Below are 16,364 nucleotides of genomic sequence, written 5' to 3'. Positions count from 1 at the left end.
GGCGGCTTGACTCTGCCGCAGCGTCAACTTCTACCGTTGACGGGGTACGACGGAACCACAGGGTGGGGAAGACGGTGGAGTGGTCGATCCAGGAGATCGCCCGGTCGGCCGGTACGACCAGCCGGACGCTGCGGCACTACGGGCAGATCGGACTGCTGGCACCGAGCCGGATCGGCCGGAACGGCTACCGCTACTACGACCAGGAGTGCCTGCTCCGGTTGCAGCGGATCCTGCTCCTTCGGGAGCTGGGCCTGGGCCTGCCGGCCATCGCCGAGGTGCTGGACGGGCAGCGGGACAGCGCTGCCGCGCTCCGTACCCACCTGCGGATCCTGGAACAGGAGCGGGACCGGATCGGCCGGCAGATCGCGTCGGTCCGGACCACCCTGCGGAAGGTGGAGGGAGGTGAACAACTGATGGCGGAGGACGTGTTCGACGGCTTCGACCACACCAGGTACGCCGACGAGGTGACCCAGCGTTGGGGAAAGGAGGCGTACCAGCGGGGTGACCGGTGGTGGCGCTCGCTGAGCGAGGACGAGCAGAAGGCGTTCCAGCAGCGGCAACTCGACATCGCCGCCGACTTCGGCCGGGCGTACGGCGCCGGGGCGGCGGCGGACGGCGAGGAGGCGCAGGCGATCACCCAGCGGCACTACGAGTGGCTCTCGGTGACCGGTGACCCGGTGAACCGGGAGTACTTCCTCGGGCTGGCCGAGATGTACGTCGCGGACCCCCGGTTCACGGCGAACTACGACCGGCACGGTGCCGGTACGGCGGCCTTCATCCGGGACGCGATGAAGGTCTACGCCGAGCGTCGGCTGACCGGCTGACCCGGCGGGCGGGGCTGCAGACCCGCCCGCCGGCCCGTGACCAGGGCAGCGGCGCCGTCAGAAGTAGTTCGGGTAGAGGTTGTGGCTCGGCCAGCTCGTCACCCGGCCGGCGGCCGAGAAGAGTTCCGGGTCGATGCTGGAGTAGCTCAACCCCGACGGGTCGTCCCGCTGGTTGAACAGCACGGCGAAGCTCAGCCCGCTCGCGCTTCGGGCCAGCAGCGTGTACGTCCCGGGCAGGCTGCCGGTGTGCCAGGTGTTCCGGCCGGTGCCGGTGTTGACCGGGCGGACCCGCCAGCCGAGGCCGTAGTACCAGCCGTTCGGGTTCACCCCCAGCTCGGGGGTGGCGAAGATCCGGTTGATCGAGGTGCTGTTCAGCACCGGTCCGGCGGCGTCGAAGGCAGAGGCCCAGCGAACCAGGTCGACCGCCGAGCCGGCCCACCGGCCGATCCCCTCGAGGAGCCGCATGCTGAACGTGCCGTACGGCCCGGGCACGGTGGCTCCGGAGTCGTTCAGCACGGTCGTGCCGGTGTACTGGGACCGGTACGGCACCTCACCGGCGAGCGGGGAGATGCTCCAGGCCGGCTTCATCCGGGTGATGCCGAGCGGTGCGAAGAGCCGCTGCTGCACGTACGAGGCGTAGGTCAGGCCGCTCTTCGCCTCGATGACCTGCTTGGCCAGCCCGTACCCGTAGTTGCAGTAGGCGACCCGCGAGCCGGGCGCGAAGTCGAGCGGGCGTCCGGACATGTAGCGGACCACGTCGGTGAAGTGCAGCTCCAGCGGTGTGCCGAGCGCCCGCGAAATCGTCCGGTCCATGAACATCGGATCGCGGGAGAGATCCTGGTCCCAGCCGCCGGTGTGTTGCAGCAGCCGCCACAGGGTCACATTGGACATCCGGGGATCGAGCTGCTGGCCGGCCGGCGGTACGAGGTTCAGCAGCGAGGTGACCGGCGTGCCGAGGCTGAGTACGCCGTCCTGGGCGAGCCGGGCCACGGCGGCGGCGGTGACCGACTTGGAGATGCTGGCCAGCCGGAACAGCGAGGTGGGCTGCACGGTGAGCGCCGGATCGTCGCTGTAGGTGTAGCCCCGGGCCAGCACCAGCCGGCCCTGGTAGCTGACCGCGAGCTGACCGGCCGAGATGTTGCGGGCCTGCATGAAGCTCCGCATGGTGTCGTCGAACGGCTTCAGCGCCGCCACCGTGGTACCGGTGACCCGCCAGGCGGGTGCGGCCAGTGCCGGCGCGGCCGGCGTCGGTGTGGCCGGTGTCTGGGCGGCCAGCGCCGGCGCCCCGGCCAGTACCCCACCGGCAAGTGCTCCGGTGCCGGCGGCACCGATCACCTTGCCGAACGTCCGCCTGCTCACCCTGCCCCGCTGCATGACTTTCGTACCCCCGTCGGTTGTCGATCCGATCACCGTCGATCGGTTGGCCGGTTGACAGCATGCCGCACAAGATCTTCGCGCGGGGGTCGGGGGCGCCGTACCGGAGGCGGCCGGCGGGCACAGCGGATATGGTCGTCGGGTGAATCGACTGGCCGGCGCGACCAGCCCGTACCTGCTCCAGCACAAGGACAACCCGGTCGACTGGTGGCCCTGGACGGCCGAGGCGTTCGCCGAGGCACGCCGTCGGGACGTACCGGTGCTGATCTCGGTCGGCTACGCGGCCTGCCACTGGTGTCACGTGATGGCGCACGAGTCGTTCGAGGACGAAACCGTCGGCAAGCTGATGAACGACAACTTCGTCTCGATCAAGGTGGACCGGGAGGAACGGCCGGACGTCGACGCGGTCTACATGACCGCCACCCAGGCGATGACCGGGCAGGGCGGCTGGCCGATGACGGTCTTCGCCGCCCCGGACGGCACCCCGTTCTTCTGCGGTACCTACTTCCCGAAGGCCAACTTCGTCCGGCTGCTCCAGTCGGTCACCGAGGCGTGGACCGGGCAGCGCGAGGCGGTACTGCGCCAGGGTGCCGCCGTGGTCGAGACGCTGGCCGGCGCCCAGGCCGTGGGCGGGCCGCGCGCCCCGCTCACCGCCGAGACGCTCGACGCCGCCGCCGAACAGCTCGCCCGGGAGTACGACGAGACCAACGGCGGCTTCGGCGGCGCGCCCAAGTTCCCGCCGCAGATGAACCTGCTCTTCCTGCTCCGGCACCATCAGCGCACCGGCGCGACCCGCGACCTGGAGATCGTCCGGCACACCTGCGAGGCGATGGCCCGGGGCGGCATCTACGACCAGCTCGCCGGCGGCTTCGCCCGGTATTCGGTGGACGGGCACTGGACGGTGCCGCACTTCGAGAAGATGCTCTACGACAACGCGCTGCTGCTCCGGGCCTACACCCAGCTCTGGCGGCTGACCGGGGACCCGCTCGCCGCCCGGATCGCCGCCGAGACGACCGCGTTCCTGCTGGACGACCTGGGCACCCCGGCCGGCGGTCTGGCCTCGGCCCTGGACGCCGACACCGACGGCGTGGAGGGCGCCACCTACGCCTGGACCCCGGCCCAGCTCGTCGAGGCGGTCGGCGCCGACGACGGCCGGTGGGCCGCCGACCTGTTCGCGGTCACCGAGAGCGGCAGTTTCGAGCACGGGACATCGGTGCTCCGGCTGGCCCGGGACATCGACGACGCCGACCCGGAGATCCGGGAGCGCTGGCAGCGGGTCCGGGCCGCACTTCGGGAGGTACGCGACCGCCGGCCCCAGCCGGCCCGGGACGACAAGGTCGTGGCGGCCTGGAACGGGCTGGCTGTCACCGCCCTGGTCGAGTACGCCACCCTTACCGCCGACCCGGTGGCCGGGGCGGCGGCGGTGCGGATCGCCGAGGTGCTGGCCGAGCGGCACATCGTCGACGGGCGGCTGCGCCGGGTCTCCCGGGACGGCCGGGTCGGCGAGCCGGCCGGGGTGCTGGAGGACTACGGCTGCGTTGCCGAGGCGTTCTGCGCGGTGCACCAGTTCACCGGGGAGGGCCGCTGGCTGGAACTGGCCGGGCTGCTGCTGGACGTCGCCCTGGAGCGGTTCGCCACCGGTCAGGGCGGCTTCTACGACACCGCCGACGACGCCGAGCAGTTGGTGAGCCGGCCGGCCGACCCGACCGACAACGCCACCCCGTCCGGGCTGTCGGCGGTGGCGGCGGCGCTGGTGGCGTACTCGGCGCTGGGCGGGGAGGTGCGCTACCGGGAGGCGGCGGTGGCGGCGCTGGAGACCGTGGCGCCGATCGTCGCCCGGCACGCCCGGTTCACCGGGTACGCGGCCACGGTCGGCGAGGCGCTGCTCTCCGGCCCGTACGAGATAGCGGTGGTCACCGCCGAGCCGGCCGGTGACCCGCTGCTGGCGCTGGCCCACCGGTACGCCCCGCCCGGCGCGGTGGTGGTGGCCGGCGAGCCGGAGCGGCCGGGCGTACCCCTCCTCGCCGACCGGCCGATGATCGAGGGCGGTTCGACCGTCTACGTCTGCCGGGGCTTCGTCTGCGACCGCCCGGTCACCACCCCGGACGCCCTGCTGGCGCAGCTCGGCGTGCCCGGGCGTTAGGCTTGCGCCCGCTATGGATTCCCGCACGGGTCTGCCCGTTGTCGGCATGGTGGGCGGCGGCCAACTGGCCCGGATGACCCACCAGGCCGCGATCGCCCTCGGCCAGTCGCTCCGCGTCCTCGCGCTCAGTCCCTCCGACGGTGCCGCGCTGGTCGCCGCCGACGTCCGGTACGGCCAGCACACCGACCTCGCCGCGCTGCGCGACTTCGCCGACGGCGCCGACGTGATCACCTTCGACCACGAGCACGTGCCGACCGAACACGTCCGGGCGCTGGCCGAGGCCGGGGTGACCGTCTACCCGCCCGCCGACGCGCTGCGCCACGCGCAGGACAAGCGGGCCATGCGGGAGCGGCTGACCGAGCTGGCGGCCCCGGTACCGCGCTGGCGGCCGGTCGCCGAACCGGACGACCTGGTCGGTTTCGGCGCCGAGCTGGGCTGGCCGGTGATCCTCAAGGCGGCCCGGGGCGGCTACGACGGCCGGGGCGTCTGGGTCGTCTCCGATCCGGCCGAGGCCGCCGAGCTGGTCGGCACGCTGCGGGCCGCCGGCACCGAGTTGATCGCCGAGGAGCGGGTCGCGCTGCGCCGGGAACTGGCGGTGCAGGTCGCCCGGTCGCCGTTCGGGCAGGTGGCGGCGTACCCGGTGGTGGAGACCGTGCAGCGGGACGGCATCTGTGTCGAGGTGCTGGCGCCGGCGCCCCGGCTGCCCGAGCAGGTGGCGCTGCGGGCCCAGCAGCTCGCGATCGACCTGGCCACCGCGCTCGGCGTGGTCGGCCTGCTGGCGGTGGAACTCTTCGAGGTGACCGGCGCGGACGGCGAGCCGGCGCTGGTCGTCAACGAGCTGGCGATGCGCCCGCACAACTCCGGGCACTGGACGATCGAGGGCTCCCGGACCTCCCAGTTCGAGCAGCACCTGCGGGCGGTGCTCGACTATCCGATGGGGGACACCGCGCTGACCGCCCCGGTGGTGGTGATGGCGAACGTGCTCGGCGGGCCGGACGGCGGCATGTCGATCGACGAGCGGCTGCACCACCTCTTCGCCGAGGACCCCGGCGCCAAGGTGCACCTCTACGGCAAGCAGGTCCGCCCCGGTCGCAAGATCGGGCACGTCACGGTGCTCGGTGACGATCTGGAGAAGGTACGCGCCCGGGCCGCCCGGGCCGCCCGGTGGCTACGGGAGGGACACGAGTGAGCGAGCGGTACGAGGGGCCGGCGTGACGGAATCGGCACCGCCGGTCGGCCTGATCATGGGTAGCGACTCGGACTGGCCGGTGATGGGCGCGGCGGCCGAGGCGCTGGCCGAGTTCGGCGTCGGCTACGAGGTCGGCGTCGTGTCGGCACACCGTACCCCGGTCAAGATGATGGACTACGCCCAGGCCGCCGCCGGCCGGGGCATCCGGGTGATCATCGCGGGTGCGGGCGGGGCCGCCGCGCTCCCCGGCATGGTCGCCTCGGCCACCCCGCTGCCGGTGATCGGGGTGCCGGTGCCGCTCAAGCACCTGGACGGGCTGGACTCGCTGCTCTCCATCGTGCAGATGCCGGCCGGCATCCCGGTGGCGACCGTGTCGATCGGCAACGGCCGCAACGCCGGCCTGCTGGCCGTACGCATCCTGGCCGCCTCGGACGAGACGCTCCGGGACCGGATGGTGGCCTACCAGGTCGAACTGGCGGCGCTGGTCGCCGAGAAGGAAGCCACGCTGCGCGCCAGCCTCGGCGGGTAGCTCCCGGGCACCGGCTTCGCGCGGATCGGCGGTGCACACCACTGCCGAACCGACCCCGCCACCCGCACGGTCAGCGCATGCCGCGTACCGCCCGGAAGCGCTCCTGGGTGCGGCGCCGGTTCTCGTTGCTGGCCCCGAACGCCAACAGCAGCAGGCCGACCGGGATCAGCACCAGCCACGGCCCGAAGCTGAACAGGGCGCGCAGCGCGGCCAGCGCGGTGACGATCGCCCCGATGATCACCGGAGCCTGCTGCCGCCGGTTGGATCCCCAGATCAGCGTGGCCACGCCGCCGAGCAGCAGCAACACCTGCCGTACCGCGCTGTCGTTGCCGGTCAGCACGATCACCAGGGTCGGCAGGAACGTCGCCACCAGCGCCGGCCCGTACGCCACCCAACTGCTCAGGTCGGCGCGGTGTCGGAGTTCCAGCAGGCCGACCAGCAGGGCCAGGGCGGCGAACGGCAGCGTGTACGCCTCCGGCAGCGCGACGTCGGCGAGCGCCATCAGCAGCCACCAGGCGACGATCTCGCAGCCGACCGCCGACCAGAAGAGCGTGCGCCGCTCGACCGGGCTGCGGTACGGCCGTACGGCGGCCATCCCGAGTACGGCGCCCCAGGCGGCGAGCAGCGCGGCGATGTGCCGGGGCGAGTCGTAGGCGAGCGCGGCGGCGATGAGCGCGGCAGCGTACCCGGTCCACTCCACAGTGGTCGCCTCGCGCATCGCCTCCGGCCGGCGCAGCCGGGGCAGCATCGCCGCGACCAGCAGCAGCACCGCGCCCACCGCCAGTACCCCGAACGCGGACCAGGCCGGATCGAGCCCGAGTACCAGCCCGGCGGTGAAGACGAAGGTCTGGGCCAGTACCGAGGCGAAGACCCAGCCGAGGATGCGGGCGTTCTGGGTCTGGCCGCCGAGCGCGGCGACCGCGCCGACCACCACCGCCGCGCCGAGGGTGAACAGGGTCAGCTCCCGGGTGGCCAGCGCGCCGGCCAGCCCGGCACCGCCGGCGGCCAGCCCGATGGCGAAGACCAGAATCCGGGTCAGCCGCAGCGAGCGGGCGACCTCGGCGTCCGGCGGCGGCGGGGTCAGGGCCAGCCCGAGCATCGCGATGGTGAAGACCGCGAGCGCGGCCAGCGTGCCGTTCGGCCAGTCCAGGTCGAGCGAGATCGGGGTGATCAGCAGGGTGATCGCGGCACCGGGGAGTACCACCGGCACCGCCCGGGCCGGCCGGCCGCCGCTGAACCCGGTGGCGGCCAGCCCGGCCGCGATGGTCAGCAGCAGGGCCGCCAGCACGTTGCCGGGGTCCACGGCACCGGACCCCGGATCGGTGAGCGCGGCCGGCGGCCCGTCCCAGATCTGGGTGAGCGTCTGGTAGGGCTCGGCCAGCGCCACCGCCAGGGCGGGAGCCAGGGCCGCCACGGCCAGCGCGGTCGGCAGGGCGGCGGCGAGCATCGCCCCGACGGCGGGGCTGACCGACCAGCGACCGCCCCGGGCCGGCTCGGGCAGCCGGCGGAGCGCGCCACCGAGCATCACCGACCAGCGCCGGATCGGCTCCCGGAGCGGGGTCGGGGGCGGGGTGGCCGCCCGGATCAGCTCGGCGAGCACCCCGAGGAGTACGGCCGCGGCGGCGTACACCCCCCAGGGCAGGCCGGTGAAGAGGGCCGCCGCCGAGGTCGCGGTCGCGCCGCCGACGATCCCCATGGTGGCGTACGGGAGGTATTGCGGAACCTGCCGGCGGACCAGTGCGACCACCGCGACGCCGAGGCTCGCCCCGGCGAGGGTGGCCAGCACCACCACCTCGGCCGGTGAGTGCAGCGCGGCGGCAAGCGAGGCGAGTGCGCCACCGAGCGCGAAGAGCGCCCCGCCGGCGGCGAGCCCGCCGATCTGGGCGGTCTGCGGCGGCATCGACCAGGAGTCGGCCTCCTCCGCCGGACCGGAGAGGGTGCCGACGACCCGGGCGAGGGTGGCGATGACGGCGCCGATCAGCGCGACGATGCCGAGCGCGGCTGCGGTAGTCCACGGCCGGACCAGACTCGCCCCGACCGCGTGCAGGGTGACCACGCCGGCGACGGTGGCCCGGGCCAGCCCGGCCCGGGGATCGGTGGCGACGACGGAACTGATCCCGTAGACGGTGGCGACTGCCCCGCCGACCACGATCGGGGACCACCAGGGCAGCCCGAACGCCGCCGGGATGCCGATGGTGGCGAGCCCGACACAGATCGCGGCGACGTCGTACGCCCACGGCCGGGGCAGGGCGATCGCGGCGGCCCCGGCCAACAGGAGCAGGGCGACCGGGGCCTGCCAGCCGGTGCCGCCCTCGCTGACGTGCCACTGCGCGAGGTCGGCCGCCCAGAGCCGGCCCGGCGTGGCCAGCACCTGGAGCCCACCGCTCAGCGCCGTCCAGCCGGCGAGCAGCGCGACGAGGCCGCCGGTCAGCGCGATGCCGAGGATCGGGCCGCGCCGCCAGTCGGTCGGCATGGCCCGGATTCCGGCGGCCACCAGCAGGATGAGGAAGGCGGCGGCGGCCAGTTCGGCACCGTCTCCGAGGATGCCGGCGATCCGGGCCAGGGTGCCCACCAGGGCTGCGGTGACCGCCGCCGCGGCGATGTCCGAGCCGTCGAGCAGCCGGTCCGCCCGCCGGCCGGCGTCGACCGACGGTGCCAGCATCAGCAGCACCGCGCTGACCAGCAGCAGCCCGCCGACCAGGGTGTCCGGCAGGGTGGCGCCGGATGCGCCGAAGGCCGCGGCGGTGACCGCGAGCGCGCCGAGGCCGGTGCCGATGGCCAGCGGCACGCTGATCTGCCGCTGGGCAACCTGGGTGACCGCCGCATAGCAGAGGACCGCGCAGACGGCCAGGAAGCTGGCGGCGAGGACCGGTTCGGTGGCCTCCCGGACAGACAGGGCGGTCGGGGTGGGGTCGACGGGTACCGCCGAGGCGACGAAGGCCGCCACCGCACCGGGGAAGGCGAACGCCGCCCCGCCGGCCGCCCAGTCGCCGAGCATCCCGGACCACCGGCCCAGCGGTGCCGTACGGGCGAGCGGGGCGAGCGCGACCAGCGCACCGCCGAGGGCGAGCGCGAACAGGACGGCGGCGGTCAGCCCGGGGCGTACCACCGAGGCCGCCGCCCCGGCGAGTCCCACCACGGCGGCGGCGACGGCGTGGGTCAGCGTGGCCCGCCGGGTCTCGGCGGTCAGCCCGACCAGCCCGATGCCGACGGCGACCAGTACCGGTGGCCAGGGGGCGGCGACCCAGCCGAGCCCGAAGGAGGCGGGCATGGCGAGGGCGGTCAGCGCCGCGCCGACCACGGCGAACTCGCGGCGTACCTCGGGTGGTGAGGAGAGCACGGCGGCGATGGTGAGCAGTAGCGCGGTGGTGGCGAGCTGCCAGGAGGTGTCGCCGACCCCGGCGGCGAGCTGTCCGGGGTATTCGGTGAGGTCGGCCTCCCAGACCGGCAGGGCGGCCCGGATCGGGGCCAGGGCGGCCCGCAGCGCGCCGCCGGCCACCACGATGCCGATCACGAGCAGGGCGGCGGCGGACGCGAGTTGCGGCCCGCGCCGGGCCGCCTCGGGCACCGCGCGTACGCCGAGACCGGTCAGCGCGATGACGGCGGCGATCACCACCAGTGCCCGCCCCGGCAGGGCCACCGCGGCGACCCGGCCGGCGGCACCGATCACGGCCAGGGTCAGGATCCCGGCGGCGATCTCCGGCAGGGGTGGCCGGCGCAGCGCCAGTGCGCCGACCATGCCGACCCCGGCGGCGAGCAGCAGTGCCAGGCCGGCCCGGGCGGCGGCGGGTACGGTGTCGGCGTCGACCAGTGCGACGACCGCGCAGACCACGGCGACGGCGACGGCCAGGCCGTGCAGTGTCCAGACCAGTTCCCGCACCCAGGGAGTACTGGTGGTCGGCCGGACGCCGGGGGTGCGGACCCGCTTCGCCGACCCGCCCTGGGTCGGATCCGCCTGGACGACCGCGTCCGCCTCCTCGGGGAAGGTCTCCGGCCGCTCCGGACCGGTCCCGTCGGGAATGTCCCGGTCGGGGTCGGTCGGGTCGTCGACCCCCCGTCCCGGCCGGTCGGCGGGGCGGCCCTTCGGTGCGGCGGGCGGAGCGTCCACCGGCAGCTCGGGCCCGAACCGGAACCGGGCCGGCCAGCCGGTCAGCCGCCCGTCGTCGCCGAAGAGCCGGCCGAGATAGAGGTTGCCGACCGCCACCGCGGCGAGTACCACGGTCCAGCCGGCCGGCCCGGTGATCCAGGCGTACGCCAGCAGCGGCAGGATCGGCTGCACGGCGAGTACGGCGGCGTAGCGCGGCGCGTTCAGCCCGGTCAGCACGGCGTAGCCGGCCGACACGGCGGCGGTGACCAGGAAGGTCAGCCCCGCGAAGAGCGACCCTGGCACGCCACTGTCCCCGAACCGGTCGACGGTCCAGAGCGAGTACCCGGTCAGCGGCACCAGCAGCAGCCCGACCGCCGCGATGGTCTCGGCGGTGGCGCTCAGCCGGCGCCGGGCCACCCGGGGCGGTACGGCCAGCATCAGCGCGGTGGCCAGCACCAGGATCGCCACCCGGCTGAAGTCGTCCAGCGAGCTGAGCGCGACCGCGACGAAGACCACCGCCGCGATGCCGAGCAGCAGTGCCCCGAGCCCGAGCAGGATGTTCTGCACCTCGCGGGTGGACGCCTCGGGCCGGGCCTTCCCGTCGTCCCAGGCCGGCTCGGCGCCCGGCGGTGGCGGTGGAGGCGGCGGAGGTGCGGCGGGTGGTGGCACCCGGTCCGGCCCGCCGCCCCTCGGCTGCCGGGGTACCCGGGGCGGCGGCCCGCCCGGGGCCGTTCCGGGCGCGGCGGTCGGTGGCCGCCGGTTGGCCTTGCGCCGGATCACCCGGCGTGGCTTGGTGTTCTGCTTGCGGCGCTGGTCAGCCGCGTGCGACAGGATGTCCCGCTGGAAGAGCGCCGCCTGCATCTGCGAGGCGATCGTCTTCTGCTCCTTGGCGAGCGCCGCCTCGCGGATCTTCATCTCGGCGATCGAGCGCTCGATCCGGGTCACGTCGTCCGCCCACTGGGGCTGCTCGGCCCCGCAGTGTGGACACTTCGGCGCCGGCTCGATCTCCCGGCCGCACGAGGAGCACTGGTACGTCGTACTCACGGCACCCCCTCCAGCCGGCGCTGACGCCGCTCACGGGCTTCCAAGGAAGCATGCCCACGCGGGGCAACCGTTGAACAGCCCCCGATCGCGTGCGAAACCCGGTTGAGGAGATCCTAAAAGGCCGGCCGTGGACCTGGTCGGGTCCACGGCCGGCAAGTCGGCGTCGAATTCACGATTGTCGCCGTCCGGCCGCTCCGCTATCGGGCCGCCGCGACGGTGTCGGGTACTACGGCCGACCCATGCCCCGGTATTCCCAGCCGGCCTGGGTCCACAGTCCGGAGTCGAGGCAGTTGCGACCGTCCACGACCCGCCGTCCGGAGGCGAGTTCGCCGAGCGCCACCGGGTCGGCGTTGCGGAAGTCGGCCCACTCGGTGAGTACGCAGACCAGGTCGGCCCCGCGTACGGCGTCGTTCATGCTCGCCTCGTACGTCAGCTCGGGCCGCTCCCGGCGGGCGTTCTCCATGCCCTGCGGGTCGTAGACGCGCACGTCGGCACCGGCCTTGCCGAGCGCGGCGGCGACGGCCAGCGACGGGGCGTCCCGGACGTCGTCCGAGTTCGGCTTGAAGGTGGCGCCGAGCACCGCGACCCGGGTGCCGGAGAGGTCGGGCCCGGCCGGCCCGTACCGGCGGCCGAGCAGTTCGGCGGCGAGCTGGAGCACCCGGCTGCGGCGGCGCAGGTTGATCAGGTCGACCTCGTGCAGGAAGCGCAGCGCCTCGCCGGCACCCAGCTCCTGGGCCCGGGCCTGGAACGCCCGGATGTCCTTGGGCAGGCAGCCGCCGCCGAAGCCGACGCCGGCCTGGAGGAACCGGTTGCCGATCCGGGGGTCGTAGCCGATCGCCCGGGCGAGCTGGGTGACGTCGCCGCCGGCCACCTCGCAGACCTCGGCCATCGCGTTGATGAACGAGATCTTGGTGGCCAGGAAGGCGTTCGCGGCCACCTTGACCAGTTCGGCGGTGGCGAAATCGGTCACCACCAGCGGAACCTCCCGGTCCTCGGTGGCGGCCAGGTCGAAGACGCCCTTGTGCGCGGAGTAGAGCATGCCGTTGGCCCACTCGCTCTTGACGCCGACCACGATCCGGTTGGGCCGGAGCACGTCCTCGACGGCGAAGCCCTCCTGGAGGAACTCGGGGCTCCAGGCGACCTCGACCCCGAGGTCGGCCTCGGCGTGCTTGCCGACGAGCTGCTCGATCCACTCGGCGGTGCCGACCGGGACGGTGGACTTGCCGACGATCAGGGCCTTGCGGGTCAGGTGCTGGGAGAGCCCGGTGACGGCGGCCTCGACGTACGACAGGTCGGCGCCCATCCCGTCGGCCCGCTGCGGGGTGCCGACGCAGATGAAGTGCACGTCGCCGAAGGCGGCGGTCTCGGCGATGTCGGTGGAGAACCGGAGCCGACCGGCCGTCAGGTTGCGCTTGAGCAGCTCGTCCAGGCCCGGCTCGTGGAACGGCACGTCCCCACCGGCCAGCTTGGCGATCTTTTCGGCGTCGACGTCGAAGCCGATCACCTCGTAGCCGAGTTCGGCGAAGCAGATGGCGTACGTCGCGCCCAGGTAGCCGGTGCCGAGGAAGGTCAGACGCGGGCGGGCGGCGCCGGACGGCGGGGTCACCGCCGGGATCGTCGGCATGGGCTGGGTGCTCGGGTACGGGATCGTCACGCCTGGGTTCTCCGCTCGCAGTGGCGGCGCTTCATTGCGTCGCGGTGGGAGGTCGGCGCCGGAGGAGGGCGCCGATGTCGGACATTGTGGGCCTTGTTCACCTGGTGTCGAGGGTGCGCGGTCGGCGAGTCGGCCGACCCGCGCCAGGACGACAAGCGCTGAGCCTACGCGGACCCCGCTTGCCGGTGCACCTTCGGTCGGCATCTTCACAGCCTGCCTGCCGGTCCGGTATCCGGACCCCAGGCCGTCCGGGCAGCCCCTTCTCGGGGCTATTCCCCTGATTTCTGCTGGTAGGCGTGTTTCGTAGCGGGTGGGCGAACGTCGGCTCTAGAAGATCTTGACCACCGGAAATAGCTGCTCATAGGCTCCGGTCCACCCTCAAGTCGATCTCCAGAGCGCTCCCCCCATCCCCGAGAAGGGAATCTGAATTTCAGATGACGGTTTCGAAGTTACCCCCGACGATCCCTCCGAAGCCTTCCAGATCGATGTCCCGGCGTCTCGGCGCGGCCGCGGTGGCCCTGCTGCTCGCCCCGCTACCCCTGCTGCCCGGCACCCCGGCCGGCGCCCACCCGGACCAGCCGCCGACCCCGGCCGGGTGCAGCCAGGACCCGTCCGCCCGGCTGACCGGGGTGCCGAGCCCGGAACAGCACCTCGGCTTCCCGCTCGGCCTCGGCCAGCAGCGGGTGGTCACCGACGACGAGATCCGTTCGTACCTCGGCGCCGTCGACGCCACCTCGGACCGGGTGGTCACCGGCAACCTGGGCAACAGCGTGCTCGGCCAGTCGCTGCCGTACGCGATCGTCTCCGACTCCGCCCACCTGCGCCGGGGCGAGCTGGAGAAGATCGCCGAGGACATCCGCGACCTGCGTGACCCGCGCAAACTGTCGGACCGGAAGGCGGCGGAGATCGCCGCCAAGGGCCCGGCGATCGTCTGGGTGACCGGCAACGTGCACGGCGGCGAGAAGTCCGGCGCCGACGCCGCGCTGAAGACCCTCTACGAGTTGGCCGCCGGCCTCTCCTGCGAGGTACGCGAGCGCAACGACAACCTCGTCACGATCATCCTGCCGACCCAGAACCCGGACGGCCGGGACGCCAGCCGCCGGCAGAACGAGTACGGGTTCGACCTGAACCGGGACTGGTTCTCGCGTACCCAGCCGGAGACCGACGCCAAGCTGGAGATGCTGCGCCGCTATCCGCCGCAGGTCTACGTCGACGCGCACGAGATGGGCGGCCGGGAGTACTTCTTCCCGCCGAACGCGGACCCGATCCACCACGAGATCTCCGACGAGGCGGTCGACTGGATCAACCGGATCGGCGAGGCCAACTCGGCCGGCTTCGGCTACAACGGGGCCTGCACCGACACGGTCACCAGCGAGTGCTACTTCAACTACGACACCTACGACATGTTCTTCATGGGCTACGGCGACACGGTGCCGGCCACCGGCTTCGGCGCCGCCGGGATGACCTACGAGAAGGGCAACCTGTCGGCGGTCCAGGACCGGGTGCAGCAGCAGTTCAACACCCAGTGGGCAACCGTCGGCTGGGCCTCGGAGAACAAGCGCGAGATCCTGTCGGGCTACTTCCAGATCTGGAAGGACGCCCTGGCCGAGGGGCGGGCCGGCAAGCTCCAGCCCAACGAGGTGGTGCAGCCGACCAACGAGGTCCAGTTCCCGGTGCCGGACGTGACGATCCGGTCGTACTTCCTGCTGCCGGACCGGCAGCTCGGCGACGTACGGCAGCTCGTCGAGCGGCTGCGCCGAATGGACGTCGAGGTGTACGAGCTGACGAAGTCGATCAAGGTGCCGAACGCCAGGATCTTCGGTGGCCGGTCGGCCCGGGACTACACGGTGCCGGAGGGCGCGTACTGGATTCCGATGGAGCAGCCGCAGAAGCACTGGATCCAGGCGATCATGGGGGAGGACCCGTACGTTCCGTTCCCGTACTTCTACGACGTCTCGTCCTGGAGCAACCCGCTGCTGATGGGCGTGCAGACGGTCTACACCGGTGACAAGCTCTCGCCGAAGGCGGAACGGGTCCGGGGCATCGACGGCGGGCGGGACGCGGACGCGTCGAGGAACGGCTCGTACGCGTACCCGCTGGATTCGGCGGCGGCGGCCGAGCTGACCTTCAAGCTGCTCGGTGCGGGCGTCGAGCTGCGGCGCGACCAGCGCAGCGGCGTCGTGACGCTGCCGGCGGCCAGCCTGACCGGCTCCCGTGAGCAGCTCGCCCGCTCCCTCGGGGTGACCCTGACCGCGAGCCGGGGCGGCGCCACCGGCACCCGGCTGACCCGGCCCGACGTCGGCCTGTACGCCGGCACCGGCATCTCCACCACCTCCGGTTCGCACGGCGAGGCGAGGTACGTGCTCGGCAACCAGTGGGGGCTCGACCTCAAGCCGGTCGGTACGGCGGACATCAACGACAACACCGCCGCCTTCACCGGCCGGACCGTCCTGCTGGTGCCGGACGGCAGCAACGCCACCGGTGGCCTCACCGCCGCCGGCCAGGCCAACCTGCGGGCCTGGGTGGCGGCCGGCGGCACCTACGTCGGGCTGCGCAACCAGGGCACCCGGATGGCCCGGGCGGCCGGGCTGACCTCCACGGCCGAGCTGCGGAAGCCGGAGGAGTACACGGTGATCGGCTCGCACCTGCGGGTCGACGTGGACCGGAGCAGCCCGGTCGGGCTGGGCCGGCCGGCCGAGGACTTCGAGTTCAACAACAACGACTCGATCCTGTCGCCCAGCACCACGGGTAAGAACGTGTTGACGTACCCGCCCGACGGGCGGTTCTGGCTCAACGGCTTCACCGAGCACGCGGACGCGCTCAAGGGCACGGTGGCGCTGGTCGACGAGCCGACCGGGGCCGGCCGGGCGGTGCTGTTCGCGTTCAACCCGCTGTTCCGGGCGTACAACGAGAGCGGGTTGCACCTGGTCGCCAACGCGCTGCTGGCGCCGTCGTCCGCTCCGGCGGCTGCGGCGTCGCCGGGTGCCCGGGCGACGGCTCCGGCCGTACCGCCGGCCCGGGCCTCGGCAGCGGCGGCGCCGGCAGCGGAGAACCTGGGCGGTGAGTGGCGGCCGATCTCCATCCGGGTCGCCGCCAGCGACCTGGACCGGACCCGGGCGATCGTGGCCCGGTACACCGGTGACGCCCGGATCGGCACGGCGGACGGCACGGCGTACCTGACCATCCCCAACCCGGAGGGTCTGACCTCGGACGAGCACCCGTTCCTGCGTGAACTGGTCCGCGAGATCCGCGCGGCGGGCATTCCGCTGCGTTCCGTCGTCGGCTAGCCGGCAGCGGTGCACAGTGGATCCTTTCAACATGAACCGCGCGGCGCTCACGCACCGCCTCTGACCTTGCGGCTCAACTGATCGCAAGGGGAGGTTGAAAGATTCAGTGGAGGGTGGGAGTGCACTCCCACCCTCCACTGCTTGCCCAGCGTGCCGACCCGCACCTGCGCATCGGACTGCGCGATCACGGTGGACGGCACGACCAGTGCGTTGACGCCACCGCACGCCCGTCA

At 73.2% G+C, this 16,364-nt stretch carries 8 protein-coding genes; 5 read left to right on the top strand and 3 right to left on the bottom strand.

The genetic code is table 11. The features are described from left to right. Positions 1-62 precede the first annotated feature (62 nt). Positions 63-824 (top strand): MerR family transcriptional regulator, encoded by a 762-nt coding sequence (locus Pma05_RS12585; protein WP_239312236.1) that lies wholly within the window; start codon positions 63-65, stop codon positions 822-824. Between the two features lie 57 nt (positions 825-881). On the opposite strand, the gene Pma05_RS12580 is transcribed toward Pma05_RS12585, so the two are convergent. Continuing rightward, positions 882-2,183, bottom strand: a complete 1,302-nt coding sequence (locus Pma05_RS12580) for a serine hydrolase domain-containing protein (protein ID WP_203857524.1) — start codon at positions 2,181-2,183, stop codon at positions 882-884. Between the two features lie 157 nt (positions 2,184-2,340). Between Pma05_RS12580 and Pma05_RS12575 the strand changes: the two genes are divergently transcribed. The 3 genes from Pma05_RS12575 to purE are packed head-to-tail and all read left to right on the top strand — an operon-like array spanning position 2,341 to position 6,059. Beyond that, entirely contained in the window at positions 2,341-4,341 is a 2,001-nt protein-coding gene (locus tag Pma05_RS12575) for a thioredoxin domain-containing protein (protein ID WP_203857523.1), read from the top strand. Between the two features lie 13 nt (positions 4,342-4,354). Beyond that, positions 4,355-5,530, top strand: a complete 1,176-nt coding sequence (locus tag Pma05_RS12570) for a 5-(carboxyamino)imidazole ribonucleotide synthase (RefSeq protein ID WP_203857522.1) — start codon at positions 4,355-4,357, stop codon at positions 5,528-5,530. 55 nt (positions 5,531-5,585) lie between these two features. Further along, the gene (gene purE / locus Pma05_RS12565) at positions 5,586-6,059 is read left to right on the top strand and encodes a 5-(carboxyamino)imidazole ribonucleotide mutase (RefSeq protein ID WP_203857573.1); all 474 of its coding nucleotides are present in this window, start codon (positions 5,586-5,588) and stop codon (positions 6,057-6,059) included. Between the two features lie 70 nt (positions 6,060-6,129). Here the strand turns inward: purE and Pma05_RS12560 are convergent, their stop codons facing one another. Together Pma05_RS12560 and Pma05_RS12555 are read right to left on the bottom strand one after the other, a co-directional pair. Then, the gene (locus Pma05_RS12560) at positions 6,130-11,190 is read right to left on the bottom strand and encodes an FmdB family zinc ribbon protein (RefSeq protein WP_203857521.1); all 5,061 of its coding nucleotides are present in this window, start codon (positions 11,188-11,190) and stop codon (positions 6,130-6,132) included. A 226-nt stretch (positions 11,191-11,416) separates the two neighbouring features. Then, complete coding sequence (locus Pma05_RS12555; protein WP_203857520.1) at positions 11,417-12,844, bottom strand: UDP-glucose dehydrogenase family protein; 1,428 nt, start codon at positions 12,842-12,844, stop codon at positions 11,417-11,419. Between the two features lie 485 nt (positions 12,845-13,329). On the opposite strand from Pma05_RS12555, the gene Pma05_RS12550 reads away from it, so the two are divergent. Continuing rightward, positions 13,330-16,131 (top strand): M14 family zinc carboxypeptidase, encoded by a 2,802-nt coding sequence (locus tag Pma05_RS12550; protein WP_203857519.1) that lies wholly within the window; start codon positions 13,330-13,332, stop codon positions 16,129-16,131. Positions 16,132-16,364: the final 233 nt, after the last annotated feature.

This window comes from Plantactinospora mayteni (genome assembly GCF_016862935.1).
GTDB classification, from domain to species: Bacteria; Actinomycetota; Actinomycetes; order Mycobacteriales; family Micromonosporaceae; genus Plantactinospora; species Plantactinospora mayteni.
The sequence above is the reverse complement of the archived record's forward strand: the minus strand, read 5'-3'. Positions and strand labels throughout refer to the sequence as shown.